Origin of the sequence: Massilia sp. GCM10023247, from assembly GCF_042653325.1 — a bacterium.
Lineage (GTDB): Bacteria > Pseudomonadota > Gammaproteobacteria > Burkholderiales > Burkholderiaceae_D > Telluria.
The window spans coordinates 175308-199101 of sequence record NZ_JBHSIB010000007.1 but is presented as its reverse complement, the minus strand read 5'-3'; the positions used below and the strand labels follow the sequence as shown (position 1 = coordinate 199101).

Below are 23794 nucleotides of genomic sequence, written 5' to 3'. Positions count from 1 at the left end.
CTCAAGGGGCGGGCGCGGCTCCCACCATCGGCGTCCAGCGGTAGATGCCGCCGTCGGCCATCAGGCTCATCGACAGGGTGCCGTCGCGCATCGAGTAGGAACGGACGGACTCGAGGTCGCGCGCAATGCGTGTGTCGAGCGCGGGCGGCGCGCACATGGCACGGGTGAGGGCGACCGTGCTGAACTGCAGCGTGCCGCCGGCCGATCCGGCTGCCGGTGTAGCCGTCCAGCGTGCGCTGCCGCGATTGCAGTCGAGCTGGAAGGCGGCACTGCCGTCCGCCGCGAAGCGGATCGAGTAAAGCCGGTCGGGTGCCGGGCGGATCGTGCCTTGTGCGTCGTCCATCGACTGGATCTCGGCCAGTTGCCATGCGGTACCGGCCAGGCTGGCCGGCTCCGCCGGGCGTGCTGGCGGAGCCGGCACCTGGCTGGTAAGCGCGCAGGCGGAGAGAATGAGCGGGGCCGATACAGCCAGGAGGCGCAGGGTGTTCATGGAAAGAGGGCTCCTTGTCTTGGTAAGGCCCAGTCAGGCAGGAAAGCCGACTGCGCGCGCTCGGCCTGTAGACCACGTACTGCGGCGGCTGGAATAAGTCTAGTACAACATTCCGGTACAGGTAAGCCAGATCGATCGAGCAGGCCGACGAGCAATTCAAAAGTTTTCAGTAGCTATATTATTAATGCATAGTAATTATTAATAGTATGAAATTGTAATGTGCGGACCCTGTTTGCCGTCGCAGCCCGCATGTGTTCAAACCATCCACATCTTGCCAAAAGCTGAACAAACGAGTACTGTATAAACATCCAGTACTTTTGCATTGCCCCGGCATTGCGCCCCATCTATGTCTTGTTCAAAAAACACTGCTGCGCCGGAAGATTTGCATCCTTCGCTGTGGCGCGCCTCACAGCTGGCGCATGCGGGCACGCGCTGTGTCGACAGCGGCCATCCGGCGCTGTCGAAGCAGTTGCCCGGGGGCGGCTGGCCCACCGGCACCCTCATCGATTTGCTGCTGCAGCAGCCCGGCATCGGCGAAATGCGCCTGCTGCGCCCGGCGCTGGCGGCGGCGGCCGCGCGCCGCATCGTGCTGTTGCAGCCGCCCCATCCGCCGCAGGCGCTGGCGCTGGCCGCGCTCGGCGTGCCGCCTTCGCAGCTGATCTGGCTGCGCGCCGAGCGCGGGGCCGATGCGCTGTGGGCCGCCGAGCAGGTGCTGCGCAGCGGCAGTTGCGGGGCGCTGCTGTTCTGGGCCAACCATGCGCGCGGCGAGAGCCTGCGCCGCCTGCATTTGGCGGCGCAATGCGGCGAAACCCTGTTCTTCATGATGCGTCCGCTCGCCAGTGCCCAGGATTCCTCGCCCGCGCCCCTGCGGCTGGCCTTGCGGCCTGCCGCCGGCGGGCTCGACATCGGTTTCGTCAAACGCCGGGGACCGCAGCGCGATGCGCCGCTGTTCCTGCCACTCACTCCTCCTTTACTCCAACGCCATGCGCCTGTGGATCGGCCTGCACCTGCCCCGGTTACCGCTCGAGGTCTTCAGCCCGAACTGGTCAACTGACGCGGGCTGCGTCGTGCTCGAGCACGAGCGCGTGCTGGCGGCATCCCCGCGCGCCTGCGCGGCCGGGGTCCAGGTCGGCATGCGCCGCGGCGGGGTGTTGATGCTCATGCCCGAGGCGCGCATCGTCGAGCGCTCGCTTGACCGCGAAGCGGAAAGCCTGCATGCGGTGGCGATGGCGCTGCTGCAGTACACGCCGCAGGTGGCCCAGGCCGAAGAGTCCACGCTGCTGCTCGACATCGGCGCCAGCCTGCGCCTGTTCGGCGGCATCCGCGCCTTGTGCCGGCGCGTGCGCGCCAGCCTGCGCGCGCTCGGCTTCTCCGGTTTCCTCAGCTGCGCGCCGACCGCGCGCGGCAGCTGGCTGCTGGCGCGGCGCCGCGCCGGGCGCGTGCTGACGATCGCCTCGCTCACGCGCCGGCTCGACCGCTTGCCAAGCACCTTGCCGCCGCCGGCGCGCGCCTATGCCGCCTGGTTCGAGGGCATCGGCTGCGCCGACCTGGGCGCGCTGCGGCGCCTGCCGCGGCCGGGTTTGCAGCGGCGCTGCGGGCGCGCGCTGCTCGACATGCTCGATGCCGCCTATGGCATGGCGCCCGAGCTGTTCGAATGGATCGAAGCGCCCACCAGCTTCCATGCCAACATCGAACTGTTCGACCGCATCGAGAACGCCGAGGAATGCCTGCTCGGCGCCGAGCGGCTGGTGCAGCAGCTGACCGGCTGGCTGTGCGCGCGCCAGCTCGCGGTCGAGCGCATCACGCTCCTGCTCCAGCACGAGCGGGGCAGGGTGGCGCGCCCGCCCACCCCGGTCGAGATCGCGCTGGGCGAGCCGACCTGGCGCGACGAGCACCTGGTGCGCCTGCTGCGCGAGCGCCTGGCGAAACTCGTGCTCGAAGCCCCGGTGATCGGCCTCGCGCTCGACGCGGCCCAGCTGCAGCCGATGGCGCCGCCGAGCGAATCGCTGTTCCCAGAGCCCGGCGGCAGCGAGGAAGACCGGGTCCGCATGCTCGAGCTGCTGGTGGCCCGCCTGGGGGCAGACAACGTGCTGCAAGCCCTGCCGCAAGCCGATTACCGGCCCGAAGTCGCCAACACCTGGGTGCCGGTGCAGCAGACGGTGCGCGAGGCCGCGCGTGCCGCCCAGATGCCGCCGGACGTACACAGCCTGCCGCGCCCGACCTGGATCCTGGCCAAGCCGATCGCCCTCTTGATGCGCAACCACCGCCCGTTCTACGGCTCGCCTTTAAAGATGGCATCGACTCCGGAGCGCATCGAGGCGGGCTGGTGGAGCGAGACCCACACGCGCGATTATTTCATCGCCGAGGGGCAGGACCATACGCTGTACTGGGTGTACCGCGAGCGCATCGTGGGGGCGGGGGAGGATGCGAATCCGAGGTGGTTCCTGCATGGCTTGTTTGGATGAACTTCACCCGGAGGGTGTGCGGCGCTACTGGAGCGCACGATCGCCCTTGAACTGCATGCTGCCCGCCCGTCCAGGCGGCGCCGGCATGACGGAAGACAGCCATCGACAGCGCGCACGAGGCAGCCGCATTGCCCCACGGGCACGCTGTCCATGGCGCGATCCGCATGCCACACGCATACCGCGATTGTTCTAGAATAGGCCGGCCAACCCAATCCGCCGCACACCGCCGTTGCGCGGCCGGGCACGCATCCAGGACTTGCCGCGCACGGTGGTATGGAGGACAGCGTATGAACCTGTTACAGGCGATCGACGATCCGGCCGCACTGCGTCGCCTGCCTCGCGCCCAGCTCGAAACGCTGGCCGGGCAGTTGCGCCAGTTCCTGCTCGAATCGGTGGCGCGTACCGGCGGCCACCTCTCATCCAACCTCGGCACCGTCGAACTGACGATCGCGCTGCACTACGTCTTCGACACGCCGCGCGACCGCATCGTCTGGGACGTCGGGCACCAGAGCTACGGCCACAAGGTGCTCACCGGCAGGCGCGAGCAGATGGGCACGCTGCGCCAGCAGGGCGGCATCTCCGGCTTTCCGCGCCGCAGCGAAAGCGCCTACGACACCTTCGGCACCGCCCATTCGTCCACGTCGATTTCGGCCGCGCTCGGCATGGCCGAGGCCGCAAGGCTGCGCGGCGAGGACCGGCATGCGGTGGCCGTCATCGGCGACGGCGCGATGAGTGCCGGAATGGCCTACGAGGCAATGAACAATGCCGGCATCGCCGGCGACCTGCGCCTGCTGGTCATCCTCAACGACAACAAGATGTCGATCTCGCCCGCGGTCGGGGCGCTGAGCCGTTACCTGGCGCGCCTGCTGCCCTGCCGCGTGGTCGCTGCGGCGAAGCAGGCCGGCCATGCCGTGTTGCCCGAACCGGTGCTCGAGATGGCGCGCCGGCTGGAAGAGCACGCGAAGGGCATGGTGCTGCCGCCGGCGACGCTGTTCGAGCATTTCGGCTTCGACTACGTCGGACCGATCGACGGCCACGACCTGGACGCCCTGGTGCCCACCCTGGAAAACCTGCGCCAGCGCACGGGCCCGCAGTTCCTCCACATCGTCACGACCAAGGGACAGGGCTACAAGCTGGCCGAGGCCGAGCCGACGCGCTACCACGGCATCGGCAAGTTCAATCACGAGCTCGGCTTGCCCGCACCTGCACCCGCATCGGCGCCGGCAGCGGGCAAGCCGAGCTACACCGAGGTCTTCGGCGACTGGCTGTGCGACATGGCCGCCGTTGACCCCCGCCTGGTCGGCATCACCCCGGCGATGCGCGAAGGCTCGGGCCTGGTCCGCTTCGAGCAGCTTTTTCCGGAGCGTTATTTTGACGTCGGCATCGCCGAGCAGCACGCCGTCACCTTCGCGGGCGGCCTCGCGGTCGAGGGCATGAAGCCGGTGGTGGCGATCTATTCGACCTTCCTCCAGCGCGCCTACGACCAGCTGATCCACGACGTGGCGCTGCAGAACCTCGACGTGACCTTCGCCATCGACAGGGCCGGCCTTGTCGGCGCCGATGGCGCCACGCATGCCGGGAATTACGACATCGCTTACCTGCGCTGTATCCCGAACATGGTCCTGATGGCCGCGTCCGACGAAAACGAATGCCGCCGCATGCTCACCACGGCCTACCGCCACCACGGGCCGGCCGCGGTGCGCTTCCCGCGCGGCACCGGGCCCGGCGCTGCGATCGACCTGTCGCTCGACGAGGTCGCGTTCGGGCGCGGGGAAACCCGGCACGAAGGCCGGGGCACGGCCATCCTCGCCTTCGGCTCGATGCTGGCGCCCAGCCTGGCCGCCGGCCGGACGCTGGGCGCCACGGTGGCGAACATGCGCTTCATCAAGCCGCTCGACCTCGACCTGGTAATGCAGCTGGCGCGCGAGCACGCCCAGCTGGTGACGGTGGAGGAGGGCAGCGTGATGGGCGGCGCCGGTGCCGCGGTGGCCGAGGCGCTGGCCGCCGCCGGCGTGGTCAAGCCCCTCATGATGCTGGGCTTGCCGGACATGTTTGTCCAGCACGGCGACCCGGCCGCGCTGCTGGCGTCCGCCGGGCTCGATGCGGACGGGATTGCCAACGCCATCCGCCGGCGTTTTCCGGACGAGCGGGGAAGGCGGGTCGCGAATGACGGCTGAACGCGAGCAGGGGGGCGCAAGAGCCGGCGCGCAGCTTGCGCCGCTCGAACCTGGCGCTGCCGGCGCTGCTGGCGCGGATGCGCTTACCCCGCCGGCAGCGGCGCGCAGCATCTCGCGTAGCTCCTTCTACATGGCGATGCGCCTGCTGCCGGCGCCGCAGCGCGCCGCGGTCGTCGGCATCTACGCCTTCTGCCGCGCCGTGGACGACATCGCCGACGGCTGCGCTCCGGCGCCCGCCAGGCGGGCCGCCCTGGAGCGCTGGCGCGCCGACATCCGCGCCTGCTGCGCGGGCGCCGCTCCTGCCCACCTGGCGGCGCTGGGCGGCCACGTCAAGGCCTATGGACTGGCCAGCGCCGACTTCGAGGCCGTGATCGACGGCATGCTGATGGACGCCGGAGCCGCCCCGCTGTGCGCGCCGCCGGCAGCCGTCCTCGACCTGTACTGCGACCGCGTCGCGAGCGCGGTCGGGCGCCTGTCGGTCAAGGTGTTCGGCATGCCCGACGGCGACGGCGTGCTGCTCGCTCACCATCTGGGGCGCGCGCTCCAGCTCACCAATATCCTGCGCGACATCGACGAGGACGCCGCCGTCGGGCGCGTCTACCTGCCGCGCGAGCCGCTGCTGGAGGCGGGCGTCCTCCCCGGCACGGCGGCGGGCGGGCGCACGGCCGGCGACATCGTCGCCCATCCGGCGCTGGCGCGGGCCTGCGTGCAGGTGGCGGCCCAGGCGCAGGGGCATTTCGAGGCGGCCCGGCGCGTCATGCGCGGCCACCCTGCCTCCCGCGTGCGCACCCCGCGCCTGATGGGAGCGGTCTACCACGCCCTGCTGGTCCGCCTGTGCGCGCGCGGCTGGGCCTGCCCGCGTGCGCCTGTGCGTGTCGGCAAGCTGGCGCGGGTCGGGATCCTGTTGCGGCATGCCGTCGTGTAGGGGTTCAGCGAGCGCAAGGAGCGAACGATGCGGTATTCGGCACTCGGAGCGATGCAAGACGGGGCGAGGGCGGCCGGCGCGCTGCGGCAGGACGCACCGTCGCTCCCACTGGCGCGCGGGATCGATGCCGCGCTCGCCGCCGTGCTGGACGAGCAGAGGCCCGACGGACATTGGGTGTACGAGCTGGAAGCGGATGCCACCATCCCCGCGGAATATGTGCTGATGGTGCATTTCCTCGGCGAGCCGCCCGACGCCGCGCTGGAAGCCAAGATCGGCCGCCACCTGCGCCGCGTGCAGGGCGCGCACGGCGGCTGGCCGCTGTTCCACGGCGGCGCCTACGACCCCAGCGCCAGCGTGAAGGCCTATTTCGCGCTGAAGATGATCGGCGATCCGGTCGACGCCCCGCACATGGCGCGGGCGCGCGCCGCCATCCTGGCCCATGGCGGAGCCGAGCAGAGCAATGTGTTCACGCGCTTCCTGCTGGCCCTGTACGGCATCGTGCCCTGGGACGCGGTGCCGGCCATGCCGGTCGAGATCGCGCTGCTGCCCGGCTGGTTTCCCTTCCACCTGACGAAGGTGTCGTACTGGACCCGCACCGTGCTCACACCCTTGCTGGTGCTGGGCGCGCTCAAGCCGCGCGCGCGCAACCCGCGCGCGGTCGGCATCGACGAGCTGTTCCTGTCGCCGCCGGGCAAGCTGCGCGTGACGGCGCGCGCGCCGCACCAGAGCCAGCTGTGGTTCGCGTTCTTCCGCACCGTCGAGCGGCAGTTGCGGCGGCTGGAGCCGCGCATCCCCGCGCGCCTGCGCCGCCGCGCCATCGAGCGCGCCAGCGACTTCGTGCGCGCGCGCCTGAACGGCGAGCACGGGCTGGGCGCCATCTTCCCGGCGATGGTCAACGCCGTCCAGATGCTGCATGCGCTCGGCCTGGAGCGCGAGGCCGGCGACTATGCGGCCGAATACGCCGGCGCGCGCCGCGCGATCGACAAGCTGCTGGTCGACCGCGGCGAGGAGGCCTATTGCCAGCCCTGCTTCTCGCCGGTGTGGGATACGGCGCTGATGAGCCACGCGCTGCTGGAGACCGGCACCCCGGAGGCGGTCCAGGCGGCCGTGCGCGGCCTCGAGTGGCTGCGTCCGCTGCAGATCCTCGACCTGCACGGCGACTGGAGCCTGAACCGCCCCGGCCTGCGCCCCGGCGGCTGGGCCTTCCAGTACGCGAATGCGCACTATCCGGACGTGGACGACACGGCGGTGGTGGCGATGGCCATGCACCGCGCCGACCGCGTGCTGGGCGAACCCAGGTTCGCCGACGCCGTCCAACGGGCGCACGAATGGGTGCTCGGCATGCAGGGCCGCGACGGCGGCTGGGGCGCCTTCGACCCCGACAATACCTGCCGCTACCTGAACAACATTCCGTTTGCCGACCACGGCGCGCTGCTCGACCCGCCGACCGCCGACGTCTCGGCGCGCTGCCTGTCGATGCTGGCCCAGCTCGACCCGGCCTCGGTCCGGCGCCGCGGCACGCCGGCGGCGCGCGCGATCGACTGGCTGCTGCGCGCCCAGGAGCCGCACGGCGCCTGGTACGGCCGCTGGGGCATCAACTACGTGTATGGCGTCTGGTCCGCCTTGTGCGCGCTCGGCGCGGCCGGCATGGGGGTGGAGCACAAGGCGGTCGCGCGCGCGGTCGACTGGCTGCACGCGGTGCAGAATGCCGACGGCGGCTGGGGCGAGGACGGCAGCAGCTACCGCCTCGACTATGCCGGCCACGAGCCTTTCCAGTCCCTGCCGTCCCAGACCGCATGGGCGCTGCTGGGCCTGATGGCGGCCGGCGCCGTCGACTCCCCGGCGGTCGCGCGCGGCATCGCCTGGCTGCTCGAGCACCAGCGCCCGGACGGGCTGTGGGACGAGGAACACCATACCGCGACCGGCTTCGAACGGGTGTTCTACCTGCGCTATCACGGCTACGCCCGCTATTTTCCCTTGTGGGCGCTGGCGCGCTACCGCAGGCTGCGCGCGGACGGCACGCGCAGCGTCGGATTCGGCATGTGATGCCGGACGCCGCCGACAACCGCGCGCCCTTGCTGGTCGTGTGCGGCCTCGCTTTCGAGACCGCCATCGCGGCCGGTCCTGGCGTGATCGCGGTACGTGGTCCGGGCCCGGTGCGGGTCGCGGACGCCATCGATGCGCTCGTCGGCCGTGGCGCCGGCCCTGCCTGGGCCGGCATCCTCAGTTTCGGTTGCGCCGGCGCACTCGACCCTGCCCTGAGGGCGGGCGACTGCATCGTCGCCTCCTGCGTGGCCGCCGGCCCGGATACGCTGGCCGCGGACCCGGCCTGGACCCAGGCCCTGGCGGCGCGCCTGCCGCGGGCGCGCTGCGGCGCGCTGGCAGGGCTGGACGCGCCGCTCGCGTCGCGCGCCGCCAAGGCGCAGCTCTGGCAGATCGGCGGTGCGCTGGCGGTCGATATGGAATCCCACGCGGCCGCGCTGGCGGCGCGGCGCCTGGGCCTGCCGTTCGCGGCCGTGCGCGTCGTGCTCGACCCGGCCTGGCGCAGCCTGCCGCCGTGCGCGCTCCAGGGGATGCGCGCGGACGGCGGCACCGACCCGGCTGCGCTGCTGCGCGCGCTGGCGCGTGCGCCTGATGAGCTGGCGCCGCTCCTCCTGCTGGCGGCAGACGCCTGGCGCGCCCGCCGCACGCTGCGCGCGGTGCGGGCGCGGCTTGGCGCCGCGCTTGCCCCGTCCTCCGGATCTCACCTTGGCGCTGACAAAACCTGCTGACTTAGAGCGCCCAACAAAACCCTCTAGTTGCTCAGCAGGCAACAGCCGAGTACACTGAGCCGTGCCGACCGTCCGCAATAGGCCAAGAGCAAACACTAGTAGAGACGCCATACAGCTAACACTTCGAATCATCGAAACATGCCATCGTTCACTGATCATACCCTTCGGGAAATTCTCACAGCTTCCGCAGTAGTGATTGTTTGGGCCATATTTTTCGCAGTTGGTGCGTACGCGGGTTACGGTGCCGTTCGAGACTCTTATTAGGGAACGGACCGATCGCAAAACGTTGACGGTAAAGTCGGCAGGACTTCTAGCCAGTAGGCAAACTATTGTGTCCGCTTCGGGTCGTTACCTGCCGTACACTTGACGGCTGCAACGGCCAAAGAGCACGTTTGGTCATCACAACGATAGAAACATAGGGCGATATAACATTCATAAAATGATCCGGGCGTTACAGCACAGCCGCTGAGGGATCTCTTCAATGATTTGATTTCGACGTTTCCGCCCATGAACGGACCGTACGCAGTAGGCGATTTGCCTGAGGATACCGCAACCTTAGCCGACTACAATATTGGCAAGAATTTCATTTACATCGCATTCTCGTGGGATAAAGCTGATGAAGCTTATGCAAAGCTGCATGATTTGTCGGCAAAACACAAGGTCGGCTTTTTCGATGTCAGTTCCGACACTGGCGCGGTATGGATGCCTGGCTCCGACGGCGAACTCAAACTTGCTCACGAAGAATAGTTATAGCTTGTTTTAAGTGTTGAGCGTCCGCTATGGGGCGGAAGCGGACCTCCATGCAAGTGCGCTATCGGGCCTTCGCTTGCGCGCGCTCTCCTCTGTTGACGGGAAGAGGAGCGCTTTTGCCGGCTCTCCTATTCCTTGCGCGCCCCCTGGCCTGATTCGGCGCCCGGCCGGGTTTCAGCCGCGTTGCCGGCGCCATAGTCGGGCAGCGCCTGCGGCTTGTCTTCGTCCAGCTTCGATTGGCGCCGCGCCAGCCAGGCGTCGCGCACGAACAGGTATTTGTCGAGCGCCGCCTGTTCCAGCAGGTCGGTCGCGTTCAGGTAGCGCGCGCGGGTGCTGACGAACTGGACCCCCCACAGCGAGTTGCGCAGGGCAGGTTCCGCGTACGTGGTCGGCGTGGCGTACTGGTCGATGCCGAAGCCGGCGGCGTCGCGGAAGGTGCTCGGCCCGAACAGCGGCAGCACCAGGTAGGGTCCGCTGGCCACGCCGTAGTGGCCCAGCGTCAAGCCGAAGTCCTGTTCATGCGCTGGAATACCGGCCTCGGTGGCGATATCGAGGACGCCGAGCAGGCCGAAGGTGCTGTTGACGGCAATGCGCATCAGGTCGGAGGCGCCGTCGGCAAAACGCAGCTGGGCGAAGTTGTTGAGCATGACCGGCACGTCGCCGAGGTTGGCAAAGAAATTCGCGACCCCGGTGCGGATCGGGCGCGGCACGACCCGGTTGTAGCCGCGCGCCACCGGCTGCGAGATGTTGCGGTCGATGACGTCGTTGAAGCGAAAGGTGGCACGGTTGAGCGGCTCGAGCGGATCGGCCGGATTGCGGTCCGGGCCAGTGGCGCAACCTGCCGTCGCAACCAGCGCGCAGGCGGCCGTGATGCCGATTGTGCTCCGGAGTGTGCTCTGGACGAGGCGTCGGGGAGAATGGGCATGCATACCGGTTCCTTCATGGTCATGGGTTCAGGGCGGGGAATGTTCCAGCCCGGCGTCGGCCTTCGGCGCGTGCCCGCGCGGGGTGCCGAGCAGGATGGGCTGGAAGAAGACGGCGCCGATCAGGGTGCAGACCAGCGCCAGCACTAGCAGCGCGCCCATGCTGGCGGTGCCCGGGTGGTGCGATAGCCACAGGCTGCCGAACGCGGTGCCGGTGGTGGCCGCGCTCAGGATGATGGCCTCGGTCAGCCCCTGTTCCAGCAAGGCCGATTGGCCGGCGCGCCAGGCCATCACGTAATAGATCTTGAAGGCGACGCCGACGCCCAGCAGCAGCGGCAGGGCGATGATGTTGGCGAAATTGAGCGGCATGTCGAGCAGGACCATCGCTTCGAGCGTGACCAGGCCCGAGACCAGCAGCGGCACCATGGTCAGCAGCACGTCGCCGAAGCGCCGGAACGCCAGCCACAGCAGCAGCGTGATCGTGGCCACGGCCAGCAGCGCGGCCTGGACGAACGCCTCGACGATCAGGTCGGCCGCGCCCATCACCGAGATCGGCCCGCCGCTGGCATCCGGCGCCACCCGCTGCACGGCCAGCGCGAAGCGGCGCAACAGGTCATCGTCGTGCGCCGCGGCCGGGCCCTCGGCGGCATGCCGGACGTCCGCGGGACGGCGCGGGCTGGCGTCGACCAGCGCGCGCCCGTCGTCGGCGATCCAGTTGCGCCGCAGCTCCTCGGGGAGGGAGGCGAGCGTCACCGGTTCGGCCCGCAGCGCCTGGCGCAAGGCCGTGAGCGAGAGCCTGAGCGGCAAGGCCAGCGCCAGCTCGGCGCGGTCGCGGGCGGCCGCGTCGTGCCGCGCCAGCGCCGCCAGCGCGCGGCTCAGGCGCTGGGCAGCTTGCGCGCCGGCGCCCGGGTGGTCGAGCGCGGCATTGCGCAGCGACAGCGCGGCCGCGCGCAGGGCGCCGACGCGCGCGGCGTCCGGCGCCGGCGGCAGCGGCGTTTGCTCGAGGACCGGCAGCAGCGCGCTGCCGGCGGCGCGGATCAGCGGCAGCTTGGCGGCCTGCTGCTGCGGCACCAGGCTGGCCGCGGTCCGGACCTGCGCGACTTCCGGCAGGCGCTCGATGCGGGCCGCCACCAGTTGGGCCTGCGCGAGCGTGGGGGCGAGCACCTGGATGTTGTCGAGGCCGATATCGGTGCTGCGCGAGAGCGCCCGCAGCGCCGTCATCGATTCGCTCTGCGGACTTTTCAGGTGCAGCGGATTGAAGTCGAATTCGAGGTGCCGCAGCAGCGGCAGGCCGGCAATCACCAGGGCCAGGGTAGCCACCAGGAGCGGCTTGCGGTGGTCCTGCAGCGCGCGGTCGAGCGGGGCCAGCCAGGGGTAGCCGGGGGCACTCGCGGCGGGCGGCGGACCGAGCACCTGGATCAGCGCCGGCAGCACGGTCAGGCAGGCAGGCAGGGCGACGAACAGGATGCCGACGCCGGCGATCTGCCCCAGTTCGGCGACGCCGCGGTAGGCGGTCGGCAAAAAGGAGAGAAAGCCGAAGGCGGTGGCGATGGCGGCCAGGGTCAGCGGCAGGGCGATCGCATGCGCAGTCTCGCGCAAGGCTTCGGCGGTGACGCCGTGGTGGCGGTGCAGCTCGCGAAAGCGCATGCCGAACTGGATGCCGAAGTCGAGCCCGATGCCGACGAACAGGATCGCGAAGGCGATCGAGATGAGGTTCAATGCCCCGACCATCATCAGCCCCAGCGCCGAGGTCAGCACCAGGCCGCCCGCCATGGTCAGGCACACCGCCAGCACCAGCTTGCCCGAGCGCAGCGCCCGCCACAGCAGCGCCAGCACCAGCAGCAGCGAGAGCACGCTGCCGAGCGCCGTCCCTTCCTGCAGCGATGCGAACTCGTCGTCCGACAAGGGAATCGGTCCGGTCAGCGCAAGGCCGGCGTGGTAGCGCCCGGCCAAGTCCAGTTCGCGCGCCGCTGCGCGGATCGCCTCGGCGGCGGCGGCGCCGGGCATCAGGTCGGCGAAGTCGAGCACCGGCCTGACTTCGACCAGGCTGGACGCGGTAGCGTCCTTGCCGGCGCCATCGTCAGCAGCCAGGTCCTGCCAGGACAGCGCCGCCGGCCGTCCGGCCAGCACGGCCTCGACCACGGCCGCGCTGCGATCGAGCAGCGGCGCCATGCCGGCCAGCTCGACCTGGCCGGTCTGCAGCGGCGTGCCGAGCGTCACGGACAGCAGGTTGGCCAGCCCGCGCAGCGACGGATCATGGGCGAGGGCATTGAGCAGCGGCTTGGCGTCGACCAGCTGCTCGGTCAGGTCCGCGAGCTCGGGCACGGACAGGTAGAGCAGCCCGTTGCGCTCGAAAAATGGATTGGCCTGACCCAGGGTGACCGAGTGGAAGCGCTGCGGCTGCCGGCGCAACTGCGCGGCCAGTTCGCGCGCCGCCTGGGCGGCCAGCTCGGGCGCGGGCGCGCGCACGACGATCAGGGTGGTGTCGCTGCGCTCGCGGAAGGCGGCCGTCACGGCAGCGTCGCGTTTTGCCCACGCCGCGCCGGGATCCATCAGGCGGCCGACGTCGGTGGTGATGGCGAAGTGGCTGGCGGCGTACAGGCCGGCGCCGAGCACCAGCAGCGCGTACGTGCCGATGACCGCCCAGGCATGGCGAACCGAGAGGTGGACAATCCTGGCGATCAGCTTGGTCAGCATACGCATGAGATGAAGGGTCCGCGCGCCTCGCCGGTTGCACCGGCGCGGATACGCCATAGTACCATCCGGGCCTGCTTCGGCGTATGCTGGCCATTAGCGTATCCAGCCCGCACGCGTGCAAGGAGAGCCCATGAAATTGCCGATCATCGTTTCGCTGGCCATGCTGGCGCCGGCCTTGCCGGCCGTATTCGCCTTGCCGGCTCCCGCCCACGCCCAGCAGGCCGAAAAACAGGCCGAAAACCAGTCGCCGGAGCAGGCGGTGCGTGCCACCATCGAGCGCGTGATGGCGGCCATCCGCAGCGACCCCGGCGGACGCGCCGGCGATCCGGAACGCATCTACCAGCTGGTTCGGCAACATTTTTTGCCGGCTACCGATTTTGGCTTGACCACCCAGTATGCGGTCGGCGAAGCCTGGGCCTCGGCCACGCCGGCCCAGCGCGAGGCGCTGGTCAGCCAATTCACGACCTTGCTGGCGCGCACCTTCGCCCTCCAGTTGACCCAGATCCACGCGCAGGATACCCGCTTCACGTACGCGCCGGCGGCGCGGCCCGCGGCGGGCGCCAGCGACGCCGTGGTCAAGACCAGCGTGCGGACCGAGGGCGATCTGATGCCGATCGACTACCGCCTGCGCAAGACTGGAGACGGCTGGAAGATCTACGACATCAACATGATGGGTGCCTGGATGATCCAGGTCTACCGGCGCCAGTTCGCGGCCCGGCTGGCCTCCGGCGGGATCGACGGGCTGATCAAGTACCTGGCCGCGCATAACGCGGCCGTGTGAGGGCGGCCGTCAGCGGCGCCCGAGCGGCTGCGCCGGCAGCGTCCGGCGTAATCGGGCGGCTTCGAACCAGTGCCAGGACAGCAGCGCGGGAAGACCGAACACGATCTCGCGCATGCGCTTGACCAGGGCCAGCGACAGCGCGACCTCGCCGCCGACGCCGGCCAGGTAGCCGAACAGCAGCACGGCCGCCTCCTGCACGCCGAGGCCGGCCGGCACCAGGAAGCTGGCGTGGCGCGCGGCCTGGGTCAGCGCCTCGATCGCGATGGCGGTCGCGAGGTCGACCGGATGGCCGAGCAGGCGCAGCGCGTACCAGGTTTCCAGGCTGCCGAGCAGGTAGGACAGCAGTTGCCAGCCGAGCGCGCGCAGCAGCCGTCCATGGTGGCCGAACAGGCGCGCCACGGCGGCGTCGAGCCTGGCGCCATCCAGGCCGGGCAGGGCCGGCGCGCCGGGGGCAGGTGCGGCGCGGGCGCCGAGCAGGCGCAGGCTCCAGCGTTCGAGACGCTGGAACAGGGCGCCATGGCGCAGCAGCCACCAGGCCAGCAGCGGCAACGGCAGCGACAGCGCCAGGCTGGCCGCGATCACCCAGACCTGGTGCATGCCGGCGGCGATCCGCGCCATCAGCACCACGCCGAGGCCGCAGAACAGGTAGAGCACGACGATCGTGAGCAGCACCTCGACGATCACGCTGGCGGCGACCGCGGCGGTATCGGGGACGCGCGTGCGGACCAGGCGCACGCCAACCACTTCGCCGCCCACGCCGGCCGCCGGCAGCAGGCGGTTGACGGCTTCGCGCACCGCCGCCACCCAGAGCAGGAACGGGAAGCCGGGCGCCGGCCCGGCAGTCCCGGCAAGCGGTGTCGGGAGCGCCGGGTCTGGCTCGGGCTTGAGCAGCGGGTCGAGCAGGATCTGCCAGGCGCGCACGTCGAGCGCCAGGGTGAGCAGGCGCAGGGGCGCCAGCAGCAGCAGCGCCCAGCCGGCATGCGCGACGGCGCCCAGCACCTCGTGCCAGCCTTGCCAGGCGACCAGCGCGCTCAGCAGGAGCAGCCCGGCAATGGCGGCGCCGACGGCCAGCCGGCTCATGCGGGCAGCAGTCGCGCGGGCAGCAGGTCCGCAAAGCCGCCGAAGCGGAACCCGCTTGCGCGCAGGCCGTCGCAGGCCTGGGCGACGCGCGGCGAGACCAGGGCGGCGAATTCGTCGGCATGGCGGTAGCCGGCCATCGAGGAGGCGATCGCCGTGCCCGACTCCAGCGCCGGATGCAGGTAGAGTTCGCCGACCCCGCTTGGGGGCAGGTGCCGCAGGGCCGCCAGCAGGGCGTCCTCGTCGAAGCGGCCCGAGAGGCGCAGGCCGACCAGGTAGTCGTTGTGCGCGATACCGGCCGCGCGCAGGCGCGCGCGCAGCAGGAACAGCCAGGGCCGCAGCCACGCCGGCAATCCGGCTTCAAGCGGCAGCCGCACCGCGCGCAGGCCGAATTCGCGGCCGATGCCGAGGATCAGCGACAGCACGGTCGGGTGCAGGTGGAAGTGCTTGTGGGCGTTGACGTGGTCGAGGGGCAGGCCGCTGGCGGCAAAGGCCTCGAACTGGGCGCGGATCTCGGCGGCCAGCTGGCGCCGCACGCGCGGCAGGAAGAAGAAGCGGACACCGTCGTCCACCATGTGTGCGCCGAAGCGGCCGCTTCCATCGACCAGGTCGGGGATGAGGCGCGGCGGCAGCACGGCCGCGCCGTCGGCCAGCACCAGGTGCAGGCCGACCCGCAGGCCGGGACAGGCGCGCGCGACCGCGACCGCATCGCCTGCGGCCGCCGCGCCGACCATCAGGCTGGCGGCCGACAGCACGCCTTCGCGATGGGCGCGCAGCACGGCGCGGTTGACGCTCCGGTGCAGGCCGAAATCGTCGGCCGTGACGATCAGGCCGGCGAGCGCAGTTGCTCCGTTCACGCCTGCTCCGCGCCGTGGGCGCGCAGGAAGCGGAAGAACTCGACCCCTTCGCGCAGGCGCCGGCGCGTCATGTCCCAGCTGTGCAGCATTTCGCGCACGATTTCCCAAATCTTGGCCGGGCGAAAGTAGAAGCTGCGGTAGAACTGCTCCAGGCTGTGGTACATCTCCTGGCTCGACAGGTGCGGGTAGTTGAGGGCGGCCAGCTGCACTCCGCTTTCGTTGACCAGGTGGATGGTCTTGTTCGGCGGTATCCACTCGTTCTCCAGCGCCTGCTCGTACAATTTGGTGCCCGGATAGGGCGCGGCCAGCGACACCTGGATCGTGTGCGGATTGATTTCCTTGGCGAATTCGATCGACTTGGCGATCGTCTCGCGCGTCTCGCCCGGCAGGCCGAGGATGAAGGTGCCGTGCACGGTGATGCCGAGCTCGCGGCAGTCGGCGGCGAAGCGGCGCGCCATGTCGGTGCGCAGGCCCTTTTTGATGTTCAGCAGGATCTGGTCGTCGCCCGACTCGTAGCCGACCAGCAGCAGGCGCAGGCCGTTCTCCTTCATGATCTTCAGGGTCGAATACGGCACGTTGGCCTTGGCGTTGCAGGACCAGGTGACGCCGAGCTCGCCGAGACCGCGCGCGATCTCCTCGGCACGTGGCCGGAAGTCGGTGAAGGTGTCGTCGTCGAACATGATTTCCTTCACCTCGGGCATGTTTTCCTTGATCCAGCGGACTTCCGCGAGCACGCTCGCGGGCGAGCGGATCCGGTAGCGGTGCCCGCCCACGGTCTGCGGCCACAGGCAGAAGGTGCAGCGCGAGCGGCAGCCGCGCCCGGTGTACAGCGACACGTAGGGGTAGTTCAGGTAGCCGATGAAGTAGTTGCGCAGGTTCAGGTCGCGCTTGTAGACCGGCGCCACGAAGGGCAGCGCGTCCATGTCCTCGATCATCGGGCGCGGCGGATTGTGGTGGATGGCGCCCGCGCCGTCGCGCCAGCTGACCCCGGCGATGCCGTCCAGCGGCTGGCCCTCGGCGATGTCGCGGCAGGTGTAGTCGAACTCCTCGCGGGCGACGAAGTCGATGGCGCTGCTGGCCTGCAGCGAGGGGCCGGGGTCGACCGCGACCTTGGCGCCGACCATGCCGACCAGGATAGCGGGCGCGCGTTCCTTGATCAGCTCCGCGAACCGGGCGTCGGCCGGGAACGAGGGCGTGCTGGTATGCATGATGACGAGCTCGTACTCTTGGGCGATGTCCAGCGTCTGCGCCACCGACAGGCCGTCGGCCGGCGCGTCGAGCAGGCGGCTGCCGGGCACCAGGGCCGCGGGCTGGGCCAGCCAGGTCGGGTACCAGAACGAGCGGATCTCGCGCCTGGCCTGGTAGCGCGAGCCGGCGCCGCCGTCGAAGCCGTCGAAGGAGGGCGCTTGCAGGAACAGGGTTTTCATCATGTCGGACTCCCGGGTGCAGAGGTGGTTCGGGTGTTGTCGGGCGCGGCCGGCACCGGGGCGGCGGCGGCTGCGCCGCGGCCATCCACGCGCAGCAGATGGCCGCGCCAGCGGGTGGTGCTGCCGGCGAAGGCGCCCAGCCACTCGGCCAGCAGCAGGCAGTCGCGCAGCGGCGCCAGCGGCAACGCAAGCGCGCGTGGCTGGGCGCGCCAGTGCAGCAGCATGCGCGCGCACAGGCCGGGCAGGGCCAGCGCCCAGTTCCAGGGCGCCGGCGCCAGCCACAGGCCGAGCGCCAGCATCGGCAGCGTGAAGGTGACGAAGCAGAAGGCGTAGCCGGGCGGATTGAGCGCGCGGATGGTCTGCATCCAGCGCCGCTCGCGGCGCCAGAGCTGGGCCAGGCTGTGCTCGGTGACGTCGGTGCTGACGACCACCTCGGAGAGGACGGTCGCCAGCCCCTGGCGCCGGGTCAGCTCGCCGAGCCAGAAATCGTCGGCCAGCCGGTCCTTGAGCGCCTCGAAGCCACCGATCGCGCGCAGCGTGTCGGCGCGCAGGGCAATGGTGGCGCCGAAGCCGAAGGCGCTGCTGCCGGCGCGGCTGGCGACGCCGACCGAGGGCGCGAACCAGCTGTCGATGAAGAGCACCCCGAGCCGGCTCCAGAAACCCCCGAGCGCAACGCCGCGATACAGGCAGGTGACGATACCGGTGCCGGGGTCGGCCAACGGCGCCGTCACGCGCTCCAGGTAGTCGGGCTCGACACCGATGTCGCTGTCGGCCAGCACCAGCCAGGGGTGGCGCGCCGCCGCCCTCATGTTGATCAGGTTGCTCACCTTCAGGTTGCTGCCGTGGACGCGCGGGTCAACCACCAGCCGCATGTCGAGCTCGGGAAAGCGGCGCGCCAGGCGTGCGACGGTTGCGGCGGCCGGATCGCCGGGGTCGCGCACGCCGAACACCAGCTGGTAGCAGGGGTGGGTCTGGCGGCACAGGGTGGCGAGGTTGCGCTCCAGGTGCGGTTCGGCGCCGCACAGGGGCTTGAGCACGCTCACCGGGACGGGGGCGGAAGCGGTGGCGCCGTGGACGGGCCGACAGGTGCGCGGCCGGCATGACAGCGCCGCCAGCGCGTACAAGGTGGCCAGCGCGCTCAAGAGCGCTCCGGCGGCGGTGAGTGCGGTCGCCATCGGCCCGTCTCCATCTCAGCCGGGATCGGCGGCGGGCGGCGCCGCGGCCCGGCCCGCGCGCCGCCCGCGGATCTCTTCGAGCTTGATGGCGACATGGCGCGCATGCACGTATTGCGCCGGACGCTGGCTGTCGAGCGCCAGGTCCGGCGCCATCGGCCCGCTGGTGCGCACGCCCGCCAGCGCGACCTTCGCCGCGGCCAGCGGGTGCGCGATGGTGTCGAGCACGGCGCTCGCCTCGTAGCCGCTGTGCACCATGCAGTCGGCGCATTTTTCGTAGCGCCCGGTGCCATAGGCATCCCAGTCGGTCTCGTCCATCAGTTCCCTGAAGCTGGCGGCATAGCCTTCGCCCAGCAGGTAGCAGGGCCGCTGCCAGCCGAACACGGTGCGCGCCGGGTTGCCCCAGGGCGTGCAATGGTAGGTCTGGTTACCCGCCAGGAAGTCCAGGAACAGGCTGGACTGGCTGAAGGCCCATTTGCGTCCGGCATCGCCGCGCGCAAATATGTCGCGGAACAGTTGCTTGGTTTTCGAGCGGGTCAGGAAATGGTCCTGCTCCGGCGCCCGCTCGTAGGCATAGCCGGGCGAGACCGTGATTCCGTCCACGCCGAGTTCCTTGACCGTATCGAAGAACGCGGCCACGCGCTCGGGCGCGGCGTCGTTGAACAGCGTGCAATTGATGTTGACCCGAAAACCGGCTGCCTTGGCGCGCCGGATCGCCGCCACCGCACGCTGGTACACGCCCGGCTGGCAGACCGAACGGTCGTGCATCTGCTCGTCGCCGTCCAGGTGGACCGACCAGACCAGGAAGGGGCTGGGGCGGTATTGCTCCAGCTTCTTTTCCATCATCAGCGCGTTGGTGCAGAGGTAGACGAAGCGGCGGCGCGCGACGATGCCCTCGACGATGGCCGGCATGTCCTTGTGCAGCAGCGGTTCGCCGCCGGCGATCGAGACGACCGGGGCGCCGCACTCGTCGACCGCGCCCAGGCATTCCTCGCGCGACAGGCGCAGGTTCAGGATCTCGTCGGGATAATCGATCTTGCCGCAACCCGAGCAGGCAAGGTTGCAGCGAAACAGGGGCTCGAGCATCAGGGCCAGCGGATAGCGCTTCTGTCCCGCCAGGTGCTTGCGCAGGATGTAGGCCCCGACCAGGGTCTTTTGCAGCATGGGGATGGCCATAGGTCCTCCGCTTGTTCAGGCGGCGTGGCCGGACAGTTCGGCCGGCAGGCGAAATTCCACGTGTTCCACCAGGCCGTCCATGGTCGAGAGCTCGACCGGGGCCAGGCGGCGCAGCGCGTCGATGAGGTGTTCGACCATGGCCTCCGGAGCGGAGGCGCCGGCCGTGATGCCGACCGTGCGGGCTCCTGCCACCCAGGCGGGATCGAGGTCGCCGCCGTCGGCCAGCAGGTAGCTCGGGATGCCGCATTCGGCGCCGATCTCACGCAGGCGGTTCGAGTTCGAGCTGTTGGCGGCGCCGACGATGAGCAGCACGTCGACTTGCCCGCACAGCTCGCGCACCGCGCGCTGGCGGTTCTGGGTGGCGTAGCAGATGTCGCGCACGTTCGGGCCGACGACGTCGCTGAAACGGCGCTCGATGGCGGCGATCACGCCGCGCGTGTCGTCCACGCTGAGGGTGGTCTGGGTGACGTAGGCGACCGGGGTGTCGGGCGCCAGGTCGAGCGCCTCGACGTCGCGCTCGTTCTGCACCAGCAGCACGCGGCCGTCGATCTGCCCGGTCGTGCCCTCGACTTCCGGATGGCCGGCGTGGCCGATCAGGATCACGACCCGGCCGCTGGCCGCGTACTGCCGGCCCTGCAGGTGGACCTTGGCGACCAGCGGGCAGGTCGCATCGAGCACGTGCAGGCCGCGGCTGCTGGCGTCGGTCTCGACGGCGCGCGCGACGCCATGCGCGCTGAAGATCGTGACCGCGCGCGGCGGCACCTGGTCGAGCGTGTCGACGAACACCGCGCCCTTGTCGCGCAGGCCCTCGACCACGGCCTTGTTGTGGACGATTTCGTGACGCACGTACACTGGCGCGCCGTGGCGTTCGAGCGAGCGCTCGACGATCTCGATGGCGCGGATCACGCCGGCGCAGAAGCCGCGCGGCTGGGCTAGGATGACTCGCATGGACGTTCTCCGTATCTGGTGGTGCCGTCGTCGGGAATCTGTTTTGATCGTATGCCCTTGATTGTGTTCAGCCAAGGGCGCGCAGGATTACAATTCCCGCACGGGCGCCATCTTCCCCGCGCCCGGGGAGGACTCCATGGCTGGGCAGGAAAGCGTGCTGATCACCGGCGCGGCCGGTTTCGTCGGTTCTGCGGTGGCGCGTGCGGCCCAGGCGCACGGCTACCGGGTGCGCGTGCTGGTGCGCGCCACCAGCCCGCGCACCAATCTCGCCGGGTTCGAGGCCGAGCTGGTCGAAGCCGACATGCGCGACCAGGCCGCCGTGGAAAAGGCCCTGGCGGGGGTGCGCTGCCTGCTGCACGTGGCCGCCGACTACCGGCTGTGGGCGCTTGACCCGGAAGAGATCGTGCGCAACAACCTGGCCGGCACGGCATCGGTCATGCGCGCGGCGCTGGCGGCGGGCGTCGAGCGCGTGGTTTATACCAGCAGCGTGGCCACCCTGCGGGTCGGTCCGGCAACGCTGGCGGCGCGCGAGGACGCGCCTTTGGCGCCGGGGGAGGCGATCGGCGCCTACAAGCGCAGCAAGATCCTTGCCGAACGCCTGGTCGAACGCATGGTCCTCGAGGACAAGCTGCCGGCCGTCATCGTCAACCCGTCCACCCCGATCGGCCCGCGCGACCTGCGGCCGACCCCGACCGGACGCATCATCGTCGAGGCGGCCAGGGGCCGGATGCCGGCCTACGTCGAGACCGGGCTGAACGTGGTCGACGTGGCCGACGTGGCCGAGGGCCACCTGCTGGCGCTGGCGCGGGGCAGGGTCGGCGAGCGCTACATCCTGGGCGGCGAAAACCTGATGCTGCGCGAACTGCTGGGCGAGATCGCCGCGCTGGCGGGACGGCGCGCGCCGCGGCTGCGGCTGCCGGTGGCGCCGCTGATCCCGCTGGCGCACGCGTTTGAAGCCATGGCGCGGCTGTCCGGACGCGAACCCTTCCTCACCGTGGACGGCCTGCACATGTCGCGCAACCGGATGTTCTTCACCTCCGCCAAGGCCGAGGCCGAGCTGGGCTACCGGCCGCGCCCGCACAGCGGCGCGCTGCGGGCGGCGCTCGACTGGTTCGAGCGCGCCGGCTATCTCGGCTAGGCGGGCAAGGGCCGACGGCGGGGATGGCGGCAGGGGCAGGTGCGCGGACACGGCATCTCCATTCAGCGCGGACGTTCGGGGTCCGGCCTGGCGCGGCGCTGGACGCCGCGTCCCAGCACGCGCAGCGCGATACGGACCAGGCGCGGTACCGTGGCCGGGCGCAGCAGCCGTTCGTCGTAGCCGGCGAAGCGGCGCTCGTTTTCCGCCAGGCACAGCGCCAGCAGTTCGGGCAGCGCGGGCGGATCAAAGGCCACCGACTGCGCGCCGTTCAGGGTGAAGTTGTTGTCCGGGGCGGGGGCGTCGCCGTCGATGGCGCGCGCCAGGCCGATGCGCTCCCACGCCAGGAAGGCCCAGACCGCCGCCACCCTGGCTTCGAAACGCAGGCGCCGCCAGGGCGACAGCCCCGCGCGATGCCAGGCGATCCAGTTGGCAAACAGCAGGATGTGACGGCACTCTTCCTGCATCACGGGCTCGAAGGTGTCGACCAGTTCGCGCGGGAACAGGCCCGAGCGGCGCGCCAGTTCGAACAGGCCGAAGGCGAAGAAGCTGTCGATGCACTCGCTGAAGCCGGTGACGAGGTAGGCCCGTTCCGCGTCGGCCGGCCAGGCATACGGTGCTTCGGGCGCGAGGCGGATGCCGTAGGCCGCCACCATCCGCGCCAGGACTTCCTTGTGGCGGTTTTCTTCCCAGGCATTGAGGGCCAGCGCGGCGCGCATCTCCGGGTCCGGCACGGTCGCCGCATAGGCCGCCATCCGCAGCCTGGCCTTGCCCTCGGTCTGCACCGCGATGTCCCAGATCGGCAGCGCGACGATGCGCGCCAGCACCGGCGGGCTCAGCCGTGGCCAGTCGAGCACGGCCGGGCGGTAGGGGTTGAAGGTGTCGCGGAACATGCGGCAGGTTTCGCGGCGGTGCAGGTCGGAGCCGGGTTCGAGGCGGCCGGCGGCCTGGCTCGTCCAGTGCCGCATGCGGGCATCGGCCGCGTCCAGCGCCGCGCCGTCCGCCCCCAGCGCGCCGGCGGCGGGCATGGGCGGACGAAAGCCGGGCACCAGCTGCCCGATATCGAACCCATCCTTGACATGCCCGTCCATGCCGGCTCCTGGCGTGGTGCGATCGGATGTCGCCGATTATGCATCTTTCATGAAGCGGCGTCGATTCCGCGCGCTTTCGGGGTAACCGGTTCCAGCGATGCCTCCTTGCGCCGATGGCCAATCCGGTGCAGAGTGACGCCATCTGAAAACAGGGGAAGGCCATGCTCACCGAACGCGTCGAATTCGAGGGACCGCACGGGAAACTCTCGGGCAAGCTTGATTTGCCCGATTGCATCCCGCGCGCCTATGGCGTCTTCGCCCACTGCTTCACGTGCAGCAAGGACGTGCTGGCGGCGAACCGCATTTCGCAGGGACTGGCCGCGCATGGCGTGGGCATGCTGCGCTTCGACTTCGCGGGCCTGGGCGCGAGCGCCGGGGAGTTCGGCGACACCAATTTTTCGTCGAACGTGGACGACCTGGTGGCCGCCGCCGGCTTCCTGCGCGAGAAGTTCGCGGCGCCGCGCCTGCTGGTGGGGCACAGCATGGGCGGCACGGCCGTGCTGGCCGCGGCGCACCGGATTCCCGAGTCAAAAGCCGTGGTGACGATCGCTTCGCCGAGCGATCCGCATTACGTGGTCGATTCGCTATTGAAGGAGCACCTGGCCACCCTCGCGCAAGAGGGCGAGGCGCGCGTCAAACTGGCCGGGCGCAACTTCAATATCCGCCAGCAGTTCGTCGAGGATGCGACCGGGCATCGGCTGGCGGACAGGATTGCGCAGCTGGGGCGTGCGCTGCTGGTGATGCATGCGCCGGGCGACGATACGGTCGAGATGGAAAATGCGCTGCGGATTTTCGAGACCGCGCGCTATCCGAAGAGCTTCGTGTCGCTCGACGGGGTCGATCACCTGGTCACCGGCAGGGAAGATGCGGGGCAGGTGGCGGCGCTGATTGCGGCGTGGAGTGGGCGATATATCGATGAACCGTAGGGTGGA

General features: G+C 70.2%; 20 protein-coding genes. 10 read left to right on the top strand and 10 right to left on the bottom strand.

The features are described 5' to 3' along the window. Position 1 precedes the first annotated feature (1 nt). Positions 2-490, bottom strand: a complete 489-nt coding sequence (locus tag ACFPAH_RS04575; RefSeq protein WP_379741319.1) for an META domain-containing protein — start codon at positions 488-490, stop codon at positions 2-4. A gap of 346 nt (positions 491-836) precedes the next feature. Between ACFPAH_RS04575 and imuA the strand changes: the two genes are divergently transcribed. The 7 genes from imuA to ACFPAH_RS04540 all read left to right on the top strand — a co-directional run bounded on the left by imuA (position 837) and on the right by ACFPAH_RS04540 (position 9575). Next, a complete protein-coding gene (gene imuA, locus ACFPAH_RS04570; RefSeq protein ID WP_379741316.1) occupies positions 837-1544 on the top strand; it encodes a translesion DNA synthesis-associated protein ImuA in 708 nt (235 codons plus the stop codon). Next, positions 1474-2955, top strand: a complete 1482-nt coding sequence (locus ACFPAH_RS04565; protein ID WP_379741313.1) for a Y-family DNA polymerase — start codon at positions 1474-1476, stop codon at positions 2953-2955. Before imuA ends, ACFPAH_RS04565 begins: the two co-directional genes overlap by 71 nt. Positions 2956-3242: 287 nt before the next feature. Continuing rightward, a complete protein-coding gene (dxs, locus tag ACFPAH_RS04560; protein WP_379741310.1) occupies positions 3243-5132 on the top strand; it encodes a 1-deoxy-D-xylulose-5-phosphate synthase in 1890 nt (629 codons plus the stop codon). Further along, the gene (hpnD, locus tag ACFPAH_RS04555; protein WP_379741307.1) at positions 5122-6057 is read left to right on the top strand and encodes a presqualene diphosphate synthase HpnD; all 936 of its coding nucleotides are present in this window, start codon (positions 5122-5124) and stop codon (positions 6055-6057) included. Before dxs ends, hpnD begins: the two co-directional genes overlap by 11 nt. A 51-nt stretch (positions 6058-6108) precedes the next feature. Then, entirely contained in the window at positions 6109-8103 is a 1995-nt protein-coding gene (gene shc, locus ACFPAH_RS04550; RefSeq protein ID WP_379741304.1) for a squalene--hopene cyclase, read from the top strand. After that, positions 8103-8828: a squalene--hopene cyclase gene (locus tag ACFPAH_RS04545; RefSeq protein ID WP_379741301.1), complete on the top strand. Its 726-nt coding sequence runs from the start codon at positions 8103-8105 to the stop codon at positions 8826-8828. Before shc ends, ACFPAH_RS04545 begins: the two co-directional genes overlap by 1 nt. 507 nt (positions 8829-9335) lie before the next feature. Then, entirely contained in the window at positions 9336-9575 is a 240-nt protein-coding gene (locus ACFPAH_RS04540; protein ID WP_379741298.1) for a hypothetical protein, read from the top strand. Positions 9576-9706: 131 nt separating this feature from the next. On the opposite strand, the gene ACFPAH_RS04535 is transcribed toward ACFPAH_RS04540, so the two are convergent. Both ACFPAH_RS04535 and ACFPAH_RS04530 read right to left on the bottom strand, forming a co-directional pair. Then, positions 9707-10507: a VacJ family lipoprotein gene (locus tag ACFPAH_RS04535; protein WP_379741295.1), complete on the bottom strand. Its 801-nt coding sequence runs from the start codon at positions 10505-10507 to the stop codon at positions 9707-9709. A gap of 24 nt (positions 10508-10531) precedes the next feature. Then, on the bottom strand, positions 10532-13204 hold the full coding sequence (locus ACFPAH_RS04530) for an MMPL family transporter (RefSeq protein ID WP_379741292.1): 2673 nt from the start codon (positions 13202-13204) through the stop codon (positions 10532-10534). Positions 13205-13328: 124 nt separating this feature from the next. On the opposite strand from ACFPAH_RS04530, the gene ACFPAH_RS04525 reads away from it, so the two are divergent. Further along, positions 13329-13979: an MlaC/ttg2D family ABC transporter substrate-binding protein gene (locus tag ACFPAH_RS04525; RefSeq protein ID WP_379741289.1), complete on the top strand. Its 651-nt coding sequence runs from the start codon at positions 13329-13331 to the stop codon at positions 13977-13979. Positions 13980-13988: 9 nt separating this feature from the next. Here the strand turns inward: ACFPAH_RS04525 and ACFPAH_RS04520 are convergent, their stop codons facing one another. Genes ACFPAH_RS04520 through ispH form a run of 6 tightly spaced genes read right to left on the bottom strand, consistent with a single transcriptional unit; the run spans position 13989 to position 20636 of the window. Then, entirely contained in the window at positions 13989-15059 is a 1071-nt protein-coding gene (locus tag ACFPAH_RS04520; RefSeq protein ID WP_379741286.1) for a lysylphosphatidylglycerol synthase domain-containing protein, read from the bottom strand. Next, entirely contained in the window at positions 15056-15913 is an 858-nt protein-coding gene (gene hpnK / locus ACFPAH_RS04515; protein ID WP_379741284.1) for a hopanoid biosynthesis-associated protein HpnK, read from the bottom strand. The genes ACFPAH_RS04520 and hpnK overlap by 4 nt, the downstream gene beginning before the upstream one ends. After that, positions 15910-17343, bottom strand: a complete 1434-nt coding sequence (gene hpnJ, locus ACFPAH_RS04510; RefSeq protein WP_379741281.1) for a hopanoid biosynthesis associated radical SAM protein HpnJ — start codon at positions 17341-17343, stop codon at positions 15910-15912. The genes hpnK and hpnJ overlap by 4 nt, the downstream gene beginning before the upstream one ends. Continuing rightward, positions 17340-18515 carry a bacteriohopanetetrol glucosamine biosynthesis glycosyltransferase HpnI gene (gene hpnI, locus ACFPAH_RS04505; protein ID WP_379741278.1) on the bottom strand — a complete coding sequence of 392 codons (1176 nt, stop codon included), beginning with the start codon at positions 18513-18515 and terminating at the stop codon, positions 17340-17342. The genes hpnJ and hpnI overlap by 4 nt, the downstream gene beginning before the upstream one ends. A gap of 15 nt (positions 18516-18530) precedes the next feature. Continuing rightward, positions 18531-19688, bottom strand: coding sequence for an adenosyl-hopene transferase HpnH (gene hpnH, locus ACFPAH_RS04500; RefSeq protein ID WP_379741275.1), 1158 nt, complete (start codon positions 19686-19688; stop codon positions 18531-18533). 15 nt (positions 19689-19703) lie between these two features. Beyond that, the gene (gene ispH, locus ACFPAH_RS04495) at positions 19704-20636 is read right to left on the bottom strand and encodes a 4-hydroxy-3-methylbut-2-enyl diphosphate reductase (protein WP_379741272.1); all 933 of its coding nucleotides are present in this window, start codon (positions 20634-20636) and stop codon (positions 19704-19706) included. A 136-nt stretch (positions 20637-20772) separates the two neighbouring features. Between ispH and hpnA the strand changes: the two genes are divergently transcribed. Further along, positions 20773-21774: a hopanoid-associated sugar epimerase gene (gene hpnA, locus ACFPAH_RS04490; RefSeq protein WP_379741269.1), complete on the top strand. Its 1002-nt coding sequence runs from the start codon at positions 20773-20775 to the stop codon at positions 21772-21774. Positions 21775-21836: 62 nt separating this feature from the next. On the opposite strand, the gene ACFPAH_RS04485 is transcribed toward hpnA, so the two are convergent. After that, the gene (locus ACFPAH_RS04485) at positions 21837-22799 is read right to left on the bottom strand and encodes a ferritin-like domain-containing protein (RefSeq protein WP_379742956.1); all 963 of its coding nucleotides are present in this window, start codon (positions 22797-22799) and stop codon (positions 21837-21839) included. 224 nt (positions 22800-23023) lie between these two features. Here ACFPAH_RS04485 and ACFPAH_RS04480 point away from each other — a divergent pair, with 224 nt between their 5' ends. Further along, positions 23024-23788, top strand: coding sequence for an alpha/beta hydrolase family protein (locus ACFPAH_RS04480; protein WP_379741266.1), 765 nt, complete (start codon positions 23024-23026; stop codon positions 23786-23788). Positions 23789-23794: the final 6 nt, after the last annotated feature.

What these genes read in the sequence shown, in the direction of transcription:
- hpnI (WP_379741278.1), bottom strand. Translation starts at nt 18,515, where the DNA reads ATGGCGACCGCACTCACCGCCGCCGGAGCGCTCTTGAGCGCGCTGGCC.
- ACFPAH_RS04480 (WP_379741266.1), top strand. Translation starts at nt 23,024, where the DNA reads ATGCTCACCGAACGCGTCGAATTCGAGGGACCGCACGGGAAACTCTCG.
- ACFPAH_RS04565 (WP_379741313.1), top strand. Translation starts at nt 1,474, where the DNA reads ATGCGCCTGTGGATCGGCCTGCACCTGCCCCGGTTACCGCTCGAGGTC.
- dxs (WP_379741310.1), top strand. Translation starts at nt 3,243, where the DNA reads ATGAACCTGTTACAGGCGATCGACGATCCGGCCGCACTGCGTCGCCTG.
- hpnD (WP_379741307.1), top strand. Translation starts at nt 5,122, where the DNA reads ATGACGGCTGAACGCGAGCAGGGGGGCGCAAGAGCCGGCGCGCAGCTT.
- shc (WP_379741304.1), top strand. Translation starts at nt 6,109, where the DNA reads ATGCAAGACGGGGCGAGGGCGGCCGGCGCGCTGCGGCAGGACGCACCG.
- hpnH (WP_379741275.1), bottom strand. Translation starts at nt 19,688, where the DNA reads ATGGCCATCCCCATGCTGCAAAAGACCCTGGTCGGGGCCTACATCCTG.
- ACFPAH_RS04545 (WP_379741301.1), top strand. Translation starts at nt 8,103, where the DNA reads ATGCCGGACGCCGCCGACAACCGCGCGCCCTTGCTGGTCGTGTGCGGC.
- ACFPAH_RS04520 (WP_379741286.1), bottom strand. Translation starts at nt 15,059, where the DNA reads ATGAGCCGGCTGGCCGTCGGCGCCGCCATTGCCGGGCTGCTCCTGCTG.
- hpnJ (WP_379741281.1), bottom strand. Translation starts at nt 17,343, where the DNA reads ATGATGAAAACCCTGTTCCTGCAAGCGCCCTCCTTCGACGGCTTCGAC.
- ACFPAH_RS04575 (WP_379741319.1), bottom strand. Translation starts at nt 490, where the DNA reads ATGAACACCCTGCGCCTCCTGGCTGTATCGGCCCCGCTCATTCTCTCC.
- ACFPAH_RS04525 (WP_379741289.1), top strand. Translation starts at nt 13,329, where the DNA reads ATGAAATTGCCGATCATCGTTTCGCTGGCCATGCTGGCGCCGGCCTTG.
- imuA (WP_379741316.1), top strand. Translation starts at nt 837, where the DNA reads ATGTCTTGTTCAAAAAACACTGCTGCGCCGGAAGATTTGCATCCTTCG.
- ACFPAH_RS04485 (WP_379742956.1), bottom strand. Translation starts at nt 22,799, where the DNA reads ATGCCCGCCGCCGGCGCGCTGGGGGCGGACGGCGCGGCGCTGGACGCG.
- ACFPAH_RS04535 (WP_379741295.1), bottom strand. Translation starts at nt 10,507, where the DNA reads ATGCATGCCCATTCTCCCCGACGCCTCGTCCAGAGCACACTCCGGAGC.
- ACFPAH_RS04540 (WP_379741298.1), top strand. Translation starts at nt 9,336, where the DNA reads ATGAACGGACCGTACGCAGTAGGCGATTTGCCTGAGGATACCGCAACC.
- ACFPAH_RS04530 (WP_379741292.1), bottom strand. Translation starts at nt 13,204, where the DNA reads ATGCGTATGCTGACCAAGCTGATCGCCAGGATTGTCCACCTCTCGGTT.
- hpnA (WP_379741269.1), top strand. Translation starts at nt 20,773, where the DNA reads ATGGCTGGGCAGGAAAGCGTGCTGATCACCGGCGCGGCCGGTTTCGTC.
- ispH (WP_379741272.1), bottom strand. Translation starts at nt 20,636, where the DNA reads ATGCGAGTCATCCTAGCCCAGCCGCGCGGCTTCTGCGCCGGCGTGATC.